The sequence below is a fragment of the Mycobacterium sp. ELW1 genome (assembly GCF_008329905.1).
GTDB lineage: Bacteria > Actinomycetota > Actinomycetes > Mycobacteriales > Mycobacteriaceae > Mycobacterium.
Genome location: NZ_CP032155.1, coordinates 2,722,525 through 2,740,949 on the forward strand (window position 1 = coordinate 2,722,525; position 18,425 = coordinate 2,740,949).

Annotated in this window: 17 protein-coding genes; 14 read left to right on the forward strand and 3 right to left on the reverse strand. The window is 66.2% G+C overall.

Features of this window, described 5'->3' with window-relative positions:
* Nucleotides 1-2: 2 nt before the first annotated feature.
* The 6 genes from D3H54_RS12675 to D3H54_RS12700 are packed head-to-tail and all read left to right on the forward strand — an operon-like array spanning nt 3 to nt 6,345.
* Nucleotides 3-467 (forward strand): cupin domain-containing protein, encoded by a 465-nt coding sequence (locus tag D3H54_RS12675; RefSeq protein ID WP_149379334.1) that lies wholly within the window; start codon nt 3-5, stop codon nt 465-467.
* Nucleotides 464-1,471, forward strand: coding sequence for an amidohydrolase family protein (locus D3H54_RS12680; RefSeq protein ID WP_149379335.1), 1,008 nt, complete (start codon nt 464-466; stop codon nt 1,469-1,471). Before D3H54_RS12675 ends, D3H54_RS12680 begins: the two co-directional genes overlap by 4 nt.
* A complete protein-coding gene (locus tag D3H54_RS12685; RefSeq protein ID WP_149379336.1) occupies nt 1,468-2,556 on the forward strand; it encodes an NADH:flavin oxidoreductase/NADH oxidase in 1,089 nt (362 codons plus the stop codon). Before D3H54_RS12680 ends, D3H54_RS12685 begins: the two co-directional genes overlap by 4 nt.
* A complete protein-coding gene (locus D3H54_RS12690) occupies nt 2,553-4,823 on the forward strand; it encodes a xanthine dehydrogenase family protein molybdopterin-binding subunit (RefSeq protein ID WP_149379337.1) in 2,271 nt (756 codons plus the stop codon). The genes D3H54_RS12685 and D3H54_RS12690 overlap by 4 nt, the downstream gene beginning before the upstream one ends.
* Nucleotides 4,823-5,362, forward strand: coding sequence for a (2Fe-2S)-binding protein (locus D3H54_RS12695; RefSeq protein ID WP_149379338.1), 540 nt, complete (start codon nt 4,823-4,825; stop codon nt 5,360-5,362). Before D3H54_RS12690 ends, D3H54_RS12695 begins: the two co-directional genes overlap by 1 nt.
* The gene (locus D3H54_RS12700; protein WP_149379339.1) at nt 5,359-6,345 is read left to right on the forward strand and encodes an FAD binding domain-containing protein; all 987 of its coding nucleotides are present in this window, start codon (nt 5,359-5,361) and stop codon (nt 6,343-6,345) included. Before D3H54_RS12695 ends, D3H54_RS12700 begins: the two co-directional genes overlap by 4 nt.
* Here D3H54_RS12700 and D3H54_RS12705 read toward each other — a convergent pair.
* On the reverse strand, nt 6,340-7,605 hold the full coding sequence (locus D3H54_RS12705; RefSeq protein WP_286199222.1) for an acyl-CoA dehydrogenase family protein: 1,266 nt from the start codon (nt 7,603-7,605) through the stop codon (nt 6,340-6,342). The genes D3H54_RS12700 and D3H54_RS12705 overlap by 6 nt on opposite strands.
* 12 nt (nt 7,606-7,617) lie before the next feature.
* Nucleotides 7,618-8,640, reverse strand: coding sequence for an oxygenase MpaB family protein (locus D3H54_RS12710; RefSeq protein WP_149379340.1), 1,023 nt, complete (start codon nt 8,638-8,640; stop codon nt 7,618-7,620).
* A gap of 189 nt (nt 8,641-8,829) precedes the next feature.
* On the opposite strand from D3H54_RS12710, the gene D3H54_RS12715 reads away from it, so the two are divergent.
* The 8 genes from D3H54_RS12715 to D3H54_RS12750 all read left to right on the forward strand — a co-directional run bounded on the left by D3H54_RS12715 (nt 8,830) and on the right by D3H54_RS12750 (nt 17,829).
* The gene (locus D3H54_RS12715) at nt 8,830-9,675 is read left to right on the forward strand and encodes an adenylate/guanylate cyclase domain-containing protein (RefSeq protein ID WP_149383505.1); all 846 of its coding nucleotides are present in this window, start codon (nt 8,830-8,832) and stop codon (nt 9,673-9,675) included.
* Between the two features lie 9 nt (nt 9,676-9,684).
* Nucleotides 9,685-10,482, forward strand: a complete 798-nt coding sequence (locus D3H54_RS12720; protein WP_149379341.1) for a rhomboid-like protein — start codon at nt 9,685-9,687, stop codon at nt 10,480-10,482.
* A 188-nt stretch (nt 10,483-10,670) separates the two neighbouring features.
* Nucleotides 10,671-11,822 carry an MCE family protein gene (locus D3H54_RS12725; RefSeq protein WP_149383506.1) on the forward strand — a complete coding sequence of 384 codons (1,152 nt, stop codon included), beginning with the start codon at nt 10,671-10,673 and terminating at the stop codon, nt 11,820-11,822.
* Nucleotides 11,822-12,847, forward strand: a complete 1,026-nt coding sequence (locus D3H54_RS12730) for an MCE family protein (protein ID WP_149379342.1) — start codon at nt 11,822-11,824, stop codon at nt 12,845-12,847. The genes D3H54_RS12725 and D3H54_RS12730 overlap by 1 nt, the downstream gene beginning before the upstream one ends.
* Nucleotides 12,847-13,941, forward strand: a complete 1,095-nt coding sequence (locus D3H54_RS12735) for an MCE family protein (RefSeq protein WP_149379343.1) — start codon at nt 12,847-12,849, stop codon at nt 13,939-13,941. The genes D3H54_RS12730 and D3H54_RS12735 overlap by 1 nt, the downstream gene beginning before the upstream one ends.
* Nucleotides 13,938-15,200, forward strand: coding sequence for an MCE family protein (locus D3H54_RS12740; RefSeq protein WP_149379344.1), 1,263 nt, complete (start codon nt 13,938-13,940; stop codon nt 15,198-15,200). The genes D3H54_RS12735 and D3H54_RS12740 overlap by 4 nt, the downstream gene beginning before the upstream one ends.
* Entirely contained in the window at nt 15,197-16,348 is a 1,152-nt protein-coding gene (locus D3H54_RS12745; protein WP_149379345.1) for an MCE family protein, read from the forward strand. The genes D3H54_RS12740 and D3H54_RS12745 overlap by 4 nt, the downstream gene beginning before the upstream one ends.
* Nucleotides 16,348-17,829 carry an MCE family protein gene (locus D3H54_RS12750; RefSeq protein ID WP_149379346.1) on the forward strand — a complete coding sequence of 494 codons (1,482 nt, stop codon included), beginning with the start codon at nt 16,348-16,350 and terminating at the stop codon, nt 17,827-17,829. Before D3H54_RS12745 ends, D3H54_RS12750 begins: the two co-directional genes overlap by 1 nt.
* Here the strand turns inward: D3H54_RS12750 and D3H54_RS12755 are convergent.
* Entirely contained in the window at nt 17,826-18,425 is a 600-nt protein-coding gene (locus D3H54_RS12755) for a TetR/AcrR family transcriptional regulator (protein WP_149379347.1), read from the reverse strand. The genes D3H54_RS12750 and D3H54_RS12755 overlap by 4 nt on opposite strands.

Sequence of the window (18,425 nt, forward strand, 5' to 3'; positions counted from 1 at the left end):
CGATGACAGACAACAACTTTCTGACCGATCTGCCCTTGGCGGGCGAGCTTGTCGCCACCAATTTCGAAACGTGGCCCGACTGGCTGCGCACGGAGTTTGCCGAACACGCGTACGACGGTCATGTCGGTTCCACCCTGCTCAGTGCGAATGAGCGGGTCCGGGTCTGGGAGATCCGGCTGGAACCGGGCGAGCGCTGGCACGCGCACCGACATGTTCTGGACTATTTCTGGACGGCCGTCAAAGCCGGCCGTAGCAGGCAGCACACCCACGACGGCACCGTGCGTGAAGTCTCTTATCAGGCCGGCGAAACACGGCACTTCCACTTCGGTCCGGGGGAGTTCCTTTTGCACGATATCGAGAACATCGGCGACGATGATCTGGTGTTCACCACCGTGGAACATCTTGACAGTGCCAACCCGCCCCTGGCCCTCGGCAAGGCGGCCAGCGCTGCGCCGGGCACCCGATGATCACGACTCCCATCGCCGAGGGCGTGGTCGATGTCCATGCACACTGGCTGCCCCGCGAGCTCTTCGGTCTACCGCCGGGTGCGCCCTACGGGCCGATGCACGATCGGGACGGTCAGCTATACCTGGGTGATCTGCCGTTGTCGATCGCTACCGACGCGATGAGTGATCCCGCTGCGGCGTTGGCCGATATGGATCGGGCCGGCGTCGGAGTGCGTGTGCTGTCCGCGCCGCCGTTCGCGTTTCCGCTCGCCCCCGGCGAGGCGGCCGGCAGATACGCCGACGCATTCAACCGCGCCCTCGGCGGAATCGTCACCGGCTGCGGCGGCCGCTTGGTGGGATTGGGCATGGTTGCCCTCGGCGACAATGCAGAGGCCAGCCGCCAACTCGAGACGATGGCCGGTATCGAGGGAATCTGTGGCGTCGCGATCCCGCCGGTGGTGGGGAGCGGCTCGCTCGACAGCGACCCGCTGCGCCACGTCCTGTCCGAAGCCACGCGGTTGGGATTGGCGGTGCTGGTGCATCCCATGCAACTTGCGCGCCCGGAATGGTCGAGTTACTACCTGACCAATCTGATCGGTAATCCGGTCGAGTCGGCCACGGCGGTGGCCACCCTGCTGCTCAGTGGTCTCGTCGACGAACTGCCCGGCTTGCGAATCTGTTTCGTTCACGGCGGAGGCTGCGCCCCCGGCCTGGTAGGTCGCTGGAGTCACGCCTGGTCGGCCCGCACCGACGTCAACGCCCGCGCCCCTCGCCGGCCTGGCGATTCGTTTCGCGATCTGTACTTTGACACCGTGACACACGGTGCGCCCCAGCTGGCGTTGCTCAAACAGCTTGCGGGCCAGGACAAAATCGTCTGCGGCAGCGACTATCCATTCGATATGGCCGAGTCCGACCCGGCTCGCTTCGCTGTCGAGCACGGGCCGGGAGCCGATTCGCTGCACCGCGCTGCTCAGGATTTCCTCGGGTTGCGACCACAGCGCCCAGCGCCGAGGGTGGCGTCGTGACCGCGTTGTTCACCCCGCTGACGCTGCGCGGGGTCACCTTCGCCCACCGAGCGTGGATGTCGCCGATGATGCAGTTCTCGGCAGTACCGGAGGGCCCGGACATGGGTTCACCGACCGACTGGCATATCCAGCACCTCGGTGCCCGTGCCGTTGGGGGTGCAGCGCTGGTCATGACAGAGGCGACCGCCGTCGACCCGGTGGGCCGTAGCAGCGTCTACGACCTCGGGCTGTGGAACGAGCGGCAGGTCGAACGCTTCCGCCGGATCACCGGTTTCATCACAGCCCACGGCGCCGTGCCCGGGATCCAGCTCGTGCACGCAGGACGAAAGGCCTCGACCGGCCGACCGTGGCCGGACGACAGTCGGGAGCCGCAGACGTGGTCCACCGTCGGCCCCAGTCCGGTGCCGTTCGGGCGATTGCCCGCGCCCGCCGAACTCGATGCAGTTCAGATCAGTTCGATCGTCGGGGCGTTCGCCGATGCGGCCCGCCGTGCGGCGCATGCGGGATTCCGGGTACTGGAGCTACATGGTGCACACGGATACCTGATCCACCAGTTTCTGTCACCGGCGTCCAACACCCGCACCGACCACTACGGGGGCAGCCTGGAGAACCGCATGCGGTTCGCCCTCGAGGTGGTGGCGGCGGTGCGCGCGCAGTGGCCCGACGAACTTCCGCTGTTCTTCCGGGTGTCGGCGACCGACTGGCTGGCCGGCGACACGGACGACCCTCGGCTGGGCTGGACGGTGGAAGAGTCGATCATCCTCGCGTCACGGCTGAAGGAACTTGGCGTCGACCTGATGGACGTATCGACCGGCGGACTGGTGCCCGATGCGACGATCCCGGTGAGCCCCGGCTACCAGGTGCCGTTCGCCGAGGCTCTGCGCACCAAGGCCGACATCCCTGCCGCCGCGGTCGGACTAATCACCGAAGCAGACCAGGCCGCGCGGATCGTCGACGGCCAGCAGGCCGACGCGGTCTTCCTGGCCCGCGCATTGCTTCGCGACCCGAACTGGGTTCGCCGTGCCGCCGGGACGCTCGGGGTAACCCTGCCGTTTCCGCCGCAATATACGAGGGCCTTCCCATGACGCACATCGGACAACCGGTCACCAGGGTCGAGGGCCGGGACAAGGTGACCGGTCGAGCCCGCTACACGGCCGACACCCTCGTGGACGGGGTGGCCTATGCCGCCGTGGTGCAGTCCGAGATCGCCCACGGCATCGTGACCGTCGAATCACTGCGTGACAGCAGCGCTCGTGCCGCCGCGGCCCCCGGCGTTCTGCACGTATTGACTCCGTTGAATTGCCCCGTCCTGCATCGGCTACCGGATGACGTCACGTTCGACCTGCCGATGGAGCGCCGGCCACCGCTGTCGGATCTGACGGTTCAGCACGTCGGCCAGCACATGGCCGTCGTGGTGGCCGATTCGCCGGAGAACGCCACCCATGCGGCGTCGTTGTTCGACCTGCGTTACGAGGTGCAACCGGCCGCATTGGGCATCGACGAGGTGCTCGGCGCCACCCCGCCACCGGATGAGAAGGATGGCCAGATCCGTTACGGCAGTTACCTTCCGGATCACTTCGTGAAGCTGGACGAGGAGAAGCTGCAAGACCATCGCGGGCCGCGTGACGAACCGCCCGGCGCGGCACGCGTCGATGTCGGTTACACGACACCGCTCAACGCGCACTATCCGATCGAACTCTCGGCCAGCATCGCGGCGTGGGACGGTGATCTGCTCACCGTGCATGACGCGACTCGGTGGATAACCGGTGAACGTGCGGCGCTGGCCGCCTACCTCGGTGTCCCGGAACCTCACGTCCGGGTGATCGCACCCCTGGTCGGTGGCGCGTTCGGGTCGAAGAGCTTTCTGTGGATGCATGTGGTGTTGTGCGCGGTCGCCGCGCGGGAGATCGGGCGTCCGGTCAAACTCGTCCTCACCCGCAACCAGATGTTCTCCTCGACGGGTCATCGGCCTCGGACCCGCCAGCAGATCCGTCTGGTCGCAGACGATGACGGTGCGCTGCGCAGCGTCGAGCATCACACCGTGACCGAGACGTCGACGGTGGCTCACTTCTGCGAGCCCGCCGGGCTGTCCAGCCGCATCCTCTACCAGACACCGCGGCTGGTGGTGTCCCACCGGACCGCGCGAATCAACGCTCCCACACCATGTTTCATGCGAGGACCGGGGGAGGCGCCGGGTCTCTTCGCGCTGGAATCGGCGATGGACGAACTCGCCGTCGACCTCGGTATGGACCCGTTGGAACTCCGCATCCGCAACCACGCCGACGCCGACCAGGCCAGCGGCAAACCATGGTCGGGCAAGCATCTCCTGGACTGTTACGAGGCCGGGGCGCGGCGGTTCGGGTGGGATAAGCGCCCTCTGGAGCCGCGATCGTTGTCGGACAACGGAATGCGACTCGGCTGGGGGATGGCCACCGCGACATATCCCGGTCGCCGGATGCCGGCGTCGTGCAGCGTGACCACTGCCGCCGATGGGTCGGTGCGGTTCACATCGGCCACCCACGAGATCGGCACCGGCGTGCGCACGGCGATGTGCCAGGTCGCCGCGGACGCCACGGGCTTGCCGTTGTCGTCTGTGGCGTTCGATTCCGGTGATTCGCTGTTCCCGGATGCCCCCTACAGCGGCGCATCGCAGACGACGGCCACGGTCGGCTCGGCCGTCCATGCCGCCGCCACCCAATGGAGCGACCGGTTACGCGCGTTGCTCAACGGCGATGTGAACACCCCGTTTCACGGCGCAGGCGATATCCGGTTCATCGACGGCGACGTCGTGTCTGCGGGCCACCGCGTCGCGGTCGCCGAGGTGATCGCGCACGGCGGCCGGCGCTTCCTCGATGAACTGACTTTCACGGTCTCTGTCGACGGCGGTCAGCAGCACGACAGCGTTTCGCAGTCGTTCGGCGCGCACTTCTGCGAAGTCGAGGTCGACGAAGAGATCGGACGGGCAACGGTGACCCGCTGGGTTGCGGTGATGGACTGCGGACGAGTCCTCAACCCCGCGCTGGCCCGCAATCAGGTGATGGGAGGCATCACGTTCGGCGTCGGCATGGCATTGCTGGAACAGCTGCCGTACGACGCCCGGACCTCGCAACTCATCGGTGAGTACTACGTTCCGACTCACGCGGACCGCCCCGACTTCGACATCACGTTCATCGACGAACCCGACTTCGGTCTTGGCCCGATCGGCGTGCGCGGCATCGGTGAGATCGGCGCCTGCGGCGTCGCTGCGGCGGTGGCCAATGCAATCTTCCATGCCACCGGCCGCAGGATCCGCGACCTGCCGATCACAGTGGAGCAGTTGATGATTCACGACACCGCGAGTCAGGGGAACTGATGGCATCCGACTACGAGATCGCCCTCCGAGTCAACGGGGCGCTCCATGAGATCACGGTCGACGTCCGGACCACTCTGTTGGACCTGTTGCGTGAGCGCCTCGGGATGACCGGTACCAAGAAAGGGTGCGATCACGGCTTGTGCGGCGCCTGTACGGTGGCCGTCGAGGGCGAGCGGATCGTCAGCTGTCTTGCGCTGGCCGTGTCGGTCGACGGGTCGGCGGTGACGACCATCGAAGGGATCGCTGGCAGTGATGCCCTGGATCCGGTGCAGGAGGCCTTCCTGCACCACGACGGCTTCCAATGCGGCTATTGCACTCCGGGCCAGATCTCGTCGGCACATGCCATGCTTCGCGAGCACGCCCGCGGGGATCTGTCCGCGGCATCGTTCGACGGTGATCGCGACACCGCGCTCGAGGGCCACCCGGTATTGACCGAGGCCGAGATCCGAGAACGAATGGCGGGCAACATTTGCCGGTGCGGCGCCTACTCGAACATCGTCGACGCCGTCGCGGCGGCCGCGAAGGCGACGTCGCAGTGAAGACTTTCGACTTCCGGCATGCGGCGTCGGTGGACGACGCGATCCGCTCCGTCGTCGAAACCGGCGGCACGTACCTCGCCGGTGGTACGAATCTCGTCGATCTCATGAAAAATGGTGTGCTGCAACCGCCGGCGCTCGTCGACGTTCGACGCCTTGGGCTGACCTCGGTGCTGAGCACCGACGTCGGGGGCGTGCGCATCGGTGCCGGGGTCACCAACAGCGTGCTGGCCAACCATCCGTTGATTCGCCGCCAGTACCCGGTGTTGTCGCACGCGATTCTGAGCGGCGCCACCACGCAACTGCGGAACATGGCAACCGTGGGTGGCAATCTGCTGCAACGAACTCGGTGCCCCTACTTCATGCAAACCGAATTCGACCGCTGCAACAAACGGGTGGCCGGCTCGGGTTGCGCCGCGCTCGACGGGTTCAACCGCGAGCATGCGGTGTTCGGGGGCAGCGAGCAGTGCGTGGCGACCAATCCGTCCGACATGGCCGTGGCGCTGGCCATTCTCGATGCCGTCGTGCATGTGCAGGGCCCCGACGGCACCCGCGCGATCCCGATCGCCGACTTCTTCACGCTGCCCGGAGATACCCCGGATCGCGAAAACTGCCTGCAGACAGCGGAACTCATCACTGCTGTCGAACTGCCCCCGTCGGCGTTTGCGGCGCACTCGTGGTACCTCAAGCTGCGTGATCGACACAGCTATGCTTTTGCGCTGGTGTCGGCGGCGGTCGGTGTCGAGCTGATTGATGGCGTGATCGCATCAGCAGCGATAGCGCTGGGCGGCGTCGCTCCGCTGCCGTGGCGGGTACCTGCGGCCGAGGCCGCGTTGAGGGGACGGCGGCCCGAGGATGCGGTGCTGCACGCAGCCGCCCAGCAGGCGATGGCGGGTGCCCGGCCGCTGAGTCAGAACGGCTTCAAGGTCCCGCTCGGACGCAGCGCGGTGCATCGGGCGCTGGTTCGTGCGCTCGGTACTTCATGACGGCACTGCCGCGAATGTGCGGTTTCGTACGCGACACGCCACGTCAGGCGTACGAAACCGCACACTGGCGAACCCGGTTCGGAGCTCACGCCCCGAGCAAACCCTTGGCCACGTGGGTGATCTGGACCATTCGGTCATGTACCCGTTGCCGCCGAACAGCTGGATCGCTTCCATCGCGACATCGGTGGCTGCCTGCGAGCAGTAGTACTTCATCGCCGACGCTTCGGCCAGCGAAATCGGTGTGCCGCTCTGCCCGCATTCGATCACCCGGAACAGCATGTTGCGCACGTTCATCCGGGCCACCTCCATGTTGGCCAGCTTGAGCTGGATCAACTGGAACTGACCAATCTCCTTGCCCCACAAGGTGCGCGTCTTGGCGTAATCCGTGCACAACCGCAGGCATTCCTCGATCACCCCGAGCGCCATCGACACCACGCCGATCCGCTCCGCCGCGAAACTCGACCGGGCGCTGTCGCGGCCGTCGCCGGACTTGTTCTCCTCGGTCTCGCCGAGCAACCGGTCGCGGCCCAGGCGGACGTTGTTGAAGAACAACTCACCGGTGCGCGAACTGTGAATGCCCATCTTGCGGAACGGCTTCGCCTGAACGAAGCCCTCCATACCGCGGTCGAGTACGAACGTCAGCACCTTGCGGTCGCGCTTGTCAGCGCCGTCACCCTCGTCCAACTTGGCGTACACCACCACCACGTCGGCGTCCGGTCCGTTGGTGATGAACGTCTTCTGCCCGTTGAGGATGTAGTCGTCGCCGTCTCGCACCACGTAGGACTTCATGCCGCCGAACGCATCCGAACCCGAATCCGGCTCGGTGATCGCCCATGCGCCGATCTTGTCGTAGGTCACCAGCTCCGGCAGCCAGCGCTCCTGCTGGGCCAGCGTGCCCCGGCTCTGAATCGTCGGGACCGTGAGCCCCAGGCTGACACCCATCCCGGTGACCAGGCCCATGCTGACCCGGCACAGCTCACTGATCAGGACGAAACCCATTCCGGCCGAACCGCCGTCGCCGAACATGCCACCGCCGCCGCCGGACTTCGACTCGGTGCCGGCCCGCAGCCGGTCGAGTCGCCTGTCCAGTGACTCCCGCGCCATCTCTGCGATACCGAAGGTGGCGAACAGCTTGCGGATGATGGGATACGGCTCCATATCGCCGCTCTCCAGCTCGTCGAGGTGCGGGCGCACCTCTTTGTCGACGAACTCACGGACGGCGTCGCGCACAGCGATATCGACGTCGGACCATTCGATCATGGGTTCTCCGGTTCAGGCGGCGGCGGAACGTCCTCGGGCGGGCCGCAAACCGGCAAGTGAGAACGTCGTGTGAACCAGCGACCCCGCACGCGCGACGAGGCTCTTGGTCCGAGGGACATAGTGCATGGACAGCCCACGGCGATCTTTAGGGGGTGCCATGAAACCGGGTGCTTCGACCAGCGGCGCATCAGCCGGGATGTGTCCCGAGGCCCGCCGGTACGCCGACAGTGCGCGGGGGTGCAGCCGGATCTCGTCGGGCACCGCCCAGAACGCGACTTCGACCGCCTTGCCCAGCAACCGCAGCACCACCTCGTCGCCGGGCGTCCACCGCATTCCGGCCTTCTCCCGCACCACCGGGTCGAACAATCCGGCGGCGATCCACCGTTGGCCGGCCACCATCGGCTTGAACAACTGATCCCACACCGGCGTCGGCATCAGGACGAACTTCGGCTTCGGAATGCGGATGTCGAAGATCTCGAGCGTCGCCCGGTTGATCTCCAACTCGTCGCGGCACACCCGGTCCCAGTACTCGCAGAAGTCCTCCCACGTTTTCGGGACCGGCTTCATGCTCATTCCGTACATGGCGTACCACTGCACGTGTTCGTCGAACAGTTGGCGCTTCTCGGCCTCGGTCAGGCCGCCGCAGAAGTATTCGGCCACCTTCAGGATCAACATGAAGAACGTGGCGTGCGCCCAGTAGAACGTTTCGGGGTCCAGCGCGTGATAGCGCCGGCCCGCAGCGTCGACGCCCTTGATGCCGCGGTGAAATCCCTTGATCTGCTCGCCGGTCTGGCGGGCTCGCTCACCGTCGTACACCACGCCCATGATCGGGTACACCGACCGGGCGACCCGCTGAAGCGGCTCGCGGTGCAGTATCGAGTGTTCTTCCACTCCGGCGCCCAGCTGCGGGTACATGTTCTGCAGTGAGCCGATCCACACCCCGAGCATCCCGGTTCGCAGATCGCCGAAGTATTTCCACGTCAGGGAGTCCGGCCCGAGCGGCTCGGCGCCATGTGTGGTCGACGTTGACCTCATCGCCTAACGATAGGACTGACAACGGGTGTTGTCTACGATGGCGACGAAGCTGTGACCAGTCGTTTGGCATAGCGAGACGTCGACCGCGTCACACCTGGTTGGCCGGCCCGAAAAGCGTTGCCTAGGCTTGATCTTGTGGACGTCGAGCCGTTCGACGATCAACCCGATTCCCTCGTTGACGTCAACCAACTGGTGCGGCACGGGCGTGGGCCCGCGGCGTGGTGGCACAACACCAATCACAACCCCGGTGTCATCGCCCTCGTTCGGCGTGCCCGGCGGATGCTGCCCGGCGATCCCGATTTCGGCGATCCGCTGTCCGCGGCGGGCGACGGCGGGGCTCGTGCCGCCGCGCGTGCCGCCGACCGCCTGCTGCGTGACCGTGAGGCCGCCACCCGCGAGGTGAGCTTGGCCACACTTCAGGTCTGGCAGGCGCTCACCGAACGTGTGTCGGGCCGTCCCGCCAATCCGGAGGTCACGCTCGTCTTCACCGATCTGGTGGGCTTCTCCAGCTGGTCGCTGCGGGCCGGTGACGACGCCACCCTGAGGCTGCTGCGCCGTGTCGCGCAGGTCGTCGAGCCACCCCTGCTCGACGCCGGCGGCCACATCGTCAAGCGGATGGGCGATGGCATCATGGCCGTCTTCGCCGACCCGGCGACCGCCGTGCGGGCCACCATCGCCGCCCGCGAGGCGGTTCGAACAGTCGAGGTAGACGGCTATACCCCGCGGATGCGCGCCGGGATCCACACCGGGCGGCCGCAACGCATCGGCTCGGACTGGCTGGGCGTCGACGTCAACATCGCCGCCCGGGTGATGGACCGCGCGACCCGCGGCGGACTCGTCGTGTCAGGGGAGACGCTGGAGTGCATCAGCCCCGAGGACCTCGACGCGCTGGGCGTCACGGTCAAGCGGATCAGGCGTCAGGTGTTCGCCCCGCGCGCCGCCGGTGTGCCGACTGATCTGGCGATGTACCGCCTCAAAACCCGCAGGGATCTGCCAGTCGAGGACGATGGAGACGATCTCGAAGCCCAGGCATAGTGGATGGAGATGGTCCGTTCACTGCTGAGGAGGCTGGTCCGCCTCCGAGTCACCCTGGGTTACACCGCCGCGCTCGTGGCGGTGGCGGCCGTGCTGCTGGCGCTCGGCCCGCACTTCCGTGAACAGGTCATCTGGCATGCGAGCACAAACCTGCACAATCTCGCGCACGGTCGCCTCGGCACCCTGATCGGCAGTGCTTTCGTCACCGAGACCGGACCCATCTACGTATGGCTGCCCGGTCTGTTCGCGATTCTCGGCTTGGCCGAACTGCTGTGGCACAGCCGCCGGATGGTGCTGGCATTCGTCGTCGGCCACGTCGGAGCGACGCTGTTGGTCGCAGCCGGCCTGGCAGGCGCACTGGCCGCCGGGTTGGCGTCGTGGTCGATCGTCAACGCCACCGACGTCGGCATGAGTTACGGAGCCGTCGGTGTCCTCGGCGCCCTGAGCGCGGCGATCCCGCGCCAGTGGCGCGCGGCGTGGACCGGATGGTGGCTGGCGGTCGCGGTCGGTTCGGCCATCGGAACCTTTGGTGACTTCACCAATGTCGGTCATGGCGTGGCACTGATTCTCGGCATGGTGGTCGGCACCCGATTCGGCCATCCCGCGCAGTGGACCACCGCGCGGTACGCGCTGCTCGCTGTCGCGGCGGCGTTCGGCTACCTGATCATGGCCAACACCGGGTTGTCGATCCTGACGACATCGACGCTGGGCGTGCTGGGCGCGTTGACTGCCGCGCATGTCGCCCGTCGGCGCGCGGCGCGCACGGCCCTGATCGTCGCGCCCTCGCCGCAGCCCGCCGTCGCGTAGGGCAACACCCACGAATTCTGCTGACCCACTGCGCGCCGAACCACTGTCAGTTCTGACATAAATCTAGTCAGTACTGACACCAATGTGGTACGAATTCTCCCGAAGCCAGGGAGGGTGCCTACGTGACTCAGCGCGACGCGACGTGGAGGGTGCCCGGCACGCTTCGGGTCGCGGTGGGACTGATCTCCATGGGCGTGCTCGCCGCGGTGGTCGCGGTGGCGGTGATCATGTTTCGCGGCGGCCTCACCCCGGGCGTGCCGATCACGGTGCTCTCGCCGCGCGCCGGGTTGGTGATGAACCCCGGTGCCAAGGTCAAGCTGCGCGCCGTCGAGGTCGGCACCGTCTCATCGATTGACCAGAGTCCCAACGGCCAAGCGGTTCTTCACCTCTCGATCGATCCGGCTCAGTTGTCGTCGATCCCCGGCAATGTAGGGGTCGACATCTCCTCGCCGACGGTCTTCGGCGCCAAGCTCGTCGAGCTCACCGCCCCGGAGCATCCGGCTGCGCAGCCATTGCGTTCCGGTCAGGTCATCGACGCGACCAACGTCACGGTGGAAATCAACACCGTCTTTCAGCGGCTCACCTCGCTGCTGTCACAAGTGCAGCCCGAGAAGCTCAATGAGGTTCTCGGTGTCCTCGCCGGCGCGATGAACGGCCGGGGCGAGCAGCTCGGAAAGATGTTCTCCGACATCGACAACCTGTTGGCTCGGCTCGAACCGAGCATGGAAAATCTGCGCCACGACATCGGCGCGGCGGATGTGGCTGTCGCTGCCTACTCTGACGCGGCGCCCGACCTGGTGAGGTCGGTGGACAATGTGACACAGATCAGTCAGACCATCGTCGACCGGCAGGACGATCTGGATGCGTTGTTGCTCAGCGCAATTGGGCTGGCTGATGTCGGAACCGACGTCGTCGACGGAAATGGGCCGGCGCTCACCGACGTCCTGCACATCCTGGTGCCCACCACGGACCTGACCAACCGCTACCACGAAGCGTTGAACTGCACGCTTGCCGGGCTTCTCCCGATCGCCAAGGCCCCGCCGCAGCCCGATCCCGGAGCCGTCGTGTCGGTCAGCTTCACCATGGGCTTGGAGCGGTACCGCTATCCCGCCGACCTGCCGAAGGTGGCCGCGACCGGCGGTCCGCATTGCGCCGACCAGGGACTGCCGCACCTGGCGCCCAACACGAAACCGCCCTTCCTGGTTACTGATATCGGTGCCAATCCCGCCCAGTACGGCAATCAGGGAATCCTGTTGAACTCCGACGGTCTCAAGCAGCTGTTGTACGGCCCACTGGACGGCCCACCCCGAAACTCCGCACAGATCGGGCAGCCCGGTTGATGCGGTCATTGCGGGCAACGGCAGTCAAGTTCACCGGCTTCGTGGTGGTGATGGTCACCGCGACGGCACTCCTGTTCATGACGTTCGCCCAATACCGCACCGGAAGCACCAACGGATACTCCGCGGTGTTCGCCGACGCATCGCGGCTCAAGCCCGGCGACAGCGTGCGTGCGGCCGGCATCAGGATCGGCACGGTCGATACGGTGACCCTCCGGCCCGACGCGACCGCGCTGGTGACATTCGACGCCGACCGCGACGTGATGCTGACCGGCGCGACCAAGGCGGCGGTGCGCTACCTCAACCTCGTGGGTGACCGTTACCTGGAATTGGTCGACGCGCCCGGCCCGACTGCCGTGCTACCTGCCGGGTCCCAAATTCCCATCGATCGCACCGAACCGGCCCTCGACCTCGATCTGTTGCTCTCCGGCCTCAAGCCGGTGATCGCGAGCCTGAATCCGCAAGACGTCAACGCCCTCACCGCCTCCCTGGTGCAGATCCTGCAGGGACAGGGCGGAACCGTGGAATCGCTGTTCGCGAAGACGTCCTCGTTCACCACTGCGTTGGCTGAAAACGACAGTGTCATAGAGCAACTCATCGACAATCTGAAGGTCGTCCTCTCCACTTTGACGGCCGAGGGTGACCGATTCTCGGCGGCAATCGATCGCATCGAGAAGTTGATCACCGGCTTCGCCGCCGATCGCGATCCGGTCGGCGCGGCGATCACCGCCCTCGACGCGGGCACCGCGTCGCTGGCCGACCTGCTCACCGCCGCGCGGCCACCTCTGTCTGGAGTGGTCGACGAATTGAGCCGACTGGCCCCGATTCTGGATCAGGACAAAGAACGCGTGGATCGGGCACTGGTGAAGGCGCCGGAGAACTACCGCAAGCTGAGCCGGCTGGGCGCCTACGGCAGCTTCATCCAGATGTACGTCTGCGGCATGTCGGTGCGCGTGACCGACCTGCAGGGCAGGACCGCGGTCTTCCCCTGGATCAAACAGACCGGCGGAAGGTGTGCCGAGCCGTGATGGTGAAATACCGTGGCGCAGCGCTTGTCCGGGCCGGCTTCATCGGAGTCTCGGTGGCCATTCTGGTGACGCTGGTCGGCCTGTCACCGCAAACGCTGTGGTCGTGGGCGACGCAAGTGCGCTACCAGGCGGTGTTCCCCGAAGCCGGCAGGCTGGTGACGGGCAACGACGTGGTGGTCGCCGGTATCAAAGTGGGCACCGTCTCCTCGGTCGCACTGCTGCGTGGCGATGCGCTGGTGACCTTCACCGTCGACGGCACCGTGCATCTGGGATCGCAAACCACCGCGCATATCAAGACCGGAACCGTGCTGGGGGCGCGAATCATCACGCTGGTCCCGGCGGGCTCGGGGACACAGAAGCCGTCGGACCCGATCCCGGCATCGCGAACCTCGTCGCCCTACGTGCTCACCGACGTCATCGGCGATCTCACCGCCAACGCGTCGGGCCTCGACACCGCATCGTTGAATCAATCGCTGGAAACCCTCTCCGACACCATCGATTCGATGGCGCCGCAACTCGGACCCACCCTGGCGGGCCTGACCCGGCTGTCCCAGTCGATGAACAACCGCAACGACACACTGCGGGAGCTCCTGCGCAGCGCCTCGGATCTGGCGGGGGTGTTGTCCGAACGCCGTGAGCAGGTCAACGCGCTCATCCTGAACGGCGCCGACCTGATCGCGGTTCTCGCGCAACGACGTCAGGCGATCGCCGACCTGCTGGCCAATACCTCGTCAGTCAGCAGGCAGCTCTCAGGACTGGTTCACGACAACGAGGCGACGCTGGCACCCACCCTGACCAAGCTCAACTCCGTCACCGAGGTGCTGCAGAAGAACAGCGACAACATCGCCAAGGCGCTGCCGGGGCTGGCCAAATACGAGATCACCATGGGAGAGGCCGTGTCGAGCGGTTTCTACTACCAGGCCTACACCGCCAACGTCGTGCCCGCGGCGTTCCTGCAGCCGTTCTTCGACTACGCGTTCGGATTCCGTCGCGGCACCGACGCGGGACAACCGCCCGACAACGCCGGACCGCGAGCGGAATTCCCGTTCCCCTACAACGGGATTCCGCCCCAACCGCAGGAGGGTCCACGGTGAAGCTCCGCAGCAAGGTTGTCGCGGCCACCGCCGCGGTACTCGTCGCCCTCGCGGCTGCCGGCACCACACTGCTGATTCGGCACGCGGTCTATCCCGCGACCACGATCACCGCGTACTTCACTGCCGCCACCGCGATCTATGCCGGCGACGAGGTACGCGTCTCGGGGGTCAAGGTCGGCAGCATCGAGTCCATCGAGCCGGACGGCAAGCAGGTCAAGATGGTGCTTCGCGTCGACCCGGGGGTGTCCATCCCGGCGGGCGCCCAGGCAGTCATCGTCGCGCAGAATCTGGTGGCCGCCCGCTACCTTCAGCTGACGCCGGCCTATCGGGACAGCGGTCCGACGATGCCGTCGGGTGCGGTGATCCCGGTCGAGCGGACGGCCGTCCCCATCGAATGGGACGACGTCAAGACCCAGTTGATGCGGCTGTCAACCGATCTGGGGCCCAGCAGCGAGACAGCCCGGCCGGCGCTGGCCCGGCTGATCGACGACACCGCCGACGCAATGGGCGGCAACGGCGTGAAGCTTCGACAGATGCTGGCCCAATTGTCAGCTGTTGCAGAAATCTTCGCCGACGGAAGCGGAAACATCGTCGACATCATCAAGGGCATGCAGAACCTGGTCACTGTGCTGCGCGACAGCAGTGGAGCGATCGTCGACTTCGAGCAACGCCTGGCCGCGCTGATGGGAACACTCGACGACAACACCGGCGACCTCGACGCCGCGTTGCGCGACCTGGCGACCGCTACCGCCGATGCGCAGCGCTTCGTGAGCGGAAGTCGTGAGCTGACCGCCGAACAGATCGAGCGCCTAACCGACGTCACCCGAAACCTGGCCGACAACCGCAAGAGTCTCGAGCAGCTGCTGCATGTGGCGCCGAACGCATTCGCCAACTACTACAACGTCTACAACCCCGACACCGGCGACAACATCGGATCGATCGTCTTCAACAACTTCACCAACCCGATCCAGTTCATCTGCGGGCAGATCGGTGCACTGGAGAATGCCACCGCGCCGGAAACGGCGAAGCTGTGCGCCCAGTACCTCGGCCCAGCCATGCGGTTGCTCAGCTTCAACCTCTTGCCGTTCCCGATGAGCCCGCACCTGATGAAGGCGCCCTCCCCGGAGAATCTCACCTATTCCGATCCGGCGCTGGCGCCCGAGGGATCTGGGCCCGTCCCCGGCCCGCCCGAGAACCCACCCGCGATCTCCGCGTACTCGGGGACGCAGCCCGCGCCGGCGCCGGGACCGACACCGTGAGCCGACGTGGCGTGGCTGCTGTCGTCGCGGTCACGGTCATCGCCTCCGGTGTCTCCGGATGCGGGTTCCGCGGCCTGAACGCGTTGCCCCTCCCGGGAACCGAGAATCGCCGTCACGCCAGCGTCTTTCACGTCGAGATTTCCAATGTCGGCATGCTGGAATCGAATTCGCCGGTCCTCGTCGACGATGTCGTGGTCGGCACCGTCGGCGATATGCGGTTGCGCAACTGGCATGCCGACGTCGAAGTGTTCGTCCGTCCCGATGTGGTGGTGCCGGCCAACGCGGTCGCGACGGTCGGGCAGACCAGTCTGCTGGGCTCGATGCACCTGGAGCTCGATCCGCCGATCGGCGTCGCCCCGCTCGGTCGGCTGCAGCCGGGAACGACGATCCCGCTGAGCAGGTCGTCGACATATCCGTCCACCGAACGGACTTTGTCCACATTGTCCGCGGTGGTGAACGGCGGGGGACTCGGACAGATCGGTGACGTCATCCGAAACGCCAACACCGCGTTCTCGGGCCGGCAGGCTCAGATCCGAGACATGTTGCGGCGCTTGGACGATTTCGTCGGCACGCTGGACAGCGAACGCAGTGCGCTGATCGACATGATCCAGCAGTTGAACAGGTTCACCAGCACGTTCGCCCAGCAGCGTGACGTTGTCACCGCCGCGCTCAGACGTGTTCCGGCGGCGCTCGACGTGCTCATCCGGGAGCGGCCGCGCATCGTCACCGCGCTGGACAAGCTACGAAAGTTCAGCGAATCCACCACGGATCTGATCAATGCGACACAGAACGACCTGGTCACCAATCTGCACAACCTCGAGCCGACGATCAAGGCGCTGGCCGATTTCGGCCCCGAGCTCGACACCGCGCTGGCCTTCGCCACCACCTACCCCTATAACCAGAGCTACATCGATCGGGCGGTACGCGGCGACTACGTGAACATGTTCCTGGTCGCGGACCTGACGGTTCCGCGGCTCAAGAGAACGATGTTCCTGGGCACCCGGTGGGGTGACCAGGATGCGAAACTTGTTCCCGCACCCGGTGATCCGTGGTATCTGAACTACACCTACGACCCACTCAAGACCGGCATCGCCGATCCGGCTCCGGCGACACCGCCGACGGCGCCGACGCCGAGCGGAGGTGGCTGATGCTGACCCGACTCGTCCGGATCCAATTGGTGATCTTCAGCATCATCGCGGTTACCGGCCTGCTGCTGATGACGTTCCTGTTCATACAGGTGCCGACGTTGCTGGGCATCGGCAAGATCACGGTCACCCTGGAACTGCCCAGCGGCGGCGGTCTGTACCGGTTCTCCAACGTCACCTATCGCGGCGTGCAGGTTGGCAAGGTCACCGACCTGCGACTGACCCCGCGCGGCGCGCAAGCCACGCTGTCGCTGGATACTTCGCCGAGAATCCCCGCCGATCTGCGGGCCGAGGTCCGTAGTGCGTCGGCGATCGGGGAACAGTACGTCGACCTGCGGCCGCAGAGTGGATCCGGTCCGTACCTGCGCGACGGATCGGTGATCGCACTGCAGCAGACCACCATCCCTCAGGCCGTCGGCCCGATGCTGGACAGGGTGAGCATGCTCGTCGGGAGCATCCCCGGTGACAAAATCGCTGTCCTGCTCGACGAGGCGGACACCGGCCTGCGCGGCGCCGGATACGACCTGTCCTCACTACTGGACTCGTCGGCGACCGTCATCGACAAGATCCACGGCGTACGTGACGAGACCACGTCACTGGTGGATGACGCTGTCCCGTTGCTGGATTCACAGGTCGCCAGCACCGATTCGCTGCGGGTGTGGGCGCGCGGTCTGGCCAACGTGACCCAGACGATCGCCGGCGACGACGACCGGGTCCGTGCGCTACTGGACACCGGACCGGCCGCCGCCAACGAGATCACCCGACTGCTCGATCAGCTGAAGCCAACACTGCCGGTATTGCTGGCCAACCTGAGCACGCTGGGTCAGATTCTGGTCACCTACAACTCGTCCCTCGAGCAGCTGCTGGTGCTGCTGCCGCCGGCCATCGCCAGCACCCAGGCGTTCGGGCTGCCGACCAACAATCCCACCGGACTGCCGGTGGGGGAGTTCGCGATCACCTTGGGTGATCCGCCGCCCTGTACCGTCGGTTTCCTACCGCCGTCGTCGTGGCGATCGCCGGCCGACACGACGACCATCGACACCCCGGACGGCCTGTATTGCAAGCTGCCGCAGGATTCGCCGCTCGCGGTCCGCGGTGCACGGAACTATCCGTGCGCCGGTAAGCCGGGTAAGCGTGCTCCCACCGTCGAGATCTGCGACAGCGACCAACCCTTTGTGCCGATCGCGGTGCGCCAGCACGCGGTCGGTCCGTATCCACTGGACCCGAATCTCATCTCGCAGGGAGTTCCGCCCGACAGCAGGGTCAATCCCGACGACCACATATTCGGCCCACCGGGCTCGCCCGCACCGGGAGTGGCTCCCAGCGCGTTCGGTACACAGGGCTCAGGCCGGCCGTCTGTGCAGGTCGTTCCGTACAACCCGGCGACGGGCAGCTACGTCACCGCGGAGGGGCGCCGGTTCGTTCAGTCGGATCTCGGTGCTCCCAAAGCGCCGACATCGTGGAAAGACCTTCTGCCGTGCTAACTCTCGGACTCCAGCGGCGCGAGGCCGGAACGCACCAGGCCCACGCTGGTGGCCACCACCTCGCTCAAATCGGTCGAACAGCCGTCGCGTCCCCACCGTTCAACAGCGGTGACCAGAGCCGCGGCCAGCACCGCGCCTGCGACCTCGGCGATCAGGTCGACGTCGGGGAGGTCGGTGTAGCGACGCTTGACGAAATCGGTCAGCACTTCCGCGAACGACGCCTGCACCACCCGAAGATGCCCGGCGGCGCGATCCCCGTCGAGCAGGGTCGCCCGCATGATCGCGGCCTGACGAACAATCTCGAGGTCGTGCGGGAAACTGACGACGCTGCCCAGCACCGCGTCGAACAGCGACTCGGTGGCCGGGCGTCGCGCCAGGGCATCGGCGAACCACTCCAGTTGAGTCTCGTAGTCCTGGAACAGCACCGCTTCTTTGGTGGGGAAGTGCCGGAAGAATGTCCGCTCGGTGACGCCCGCGTCGTCCGCAAGCTGGGCCACCGTCACGTTCGTGAACCCGTCGTTGGCGAATCGCGCCAAGGCCACCTCGCGCAATGCCTCTCGCGTCGCGGTCCGGCGCCGATCGTGCGAGTTCGTCAT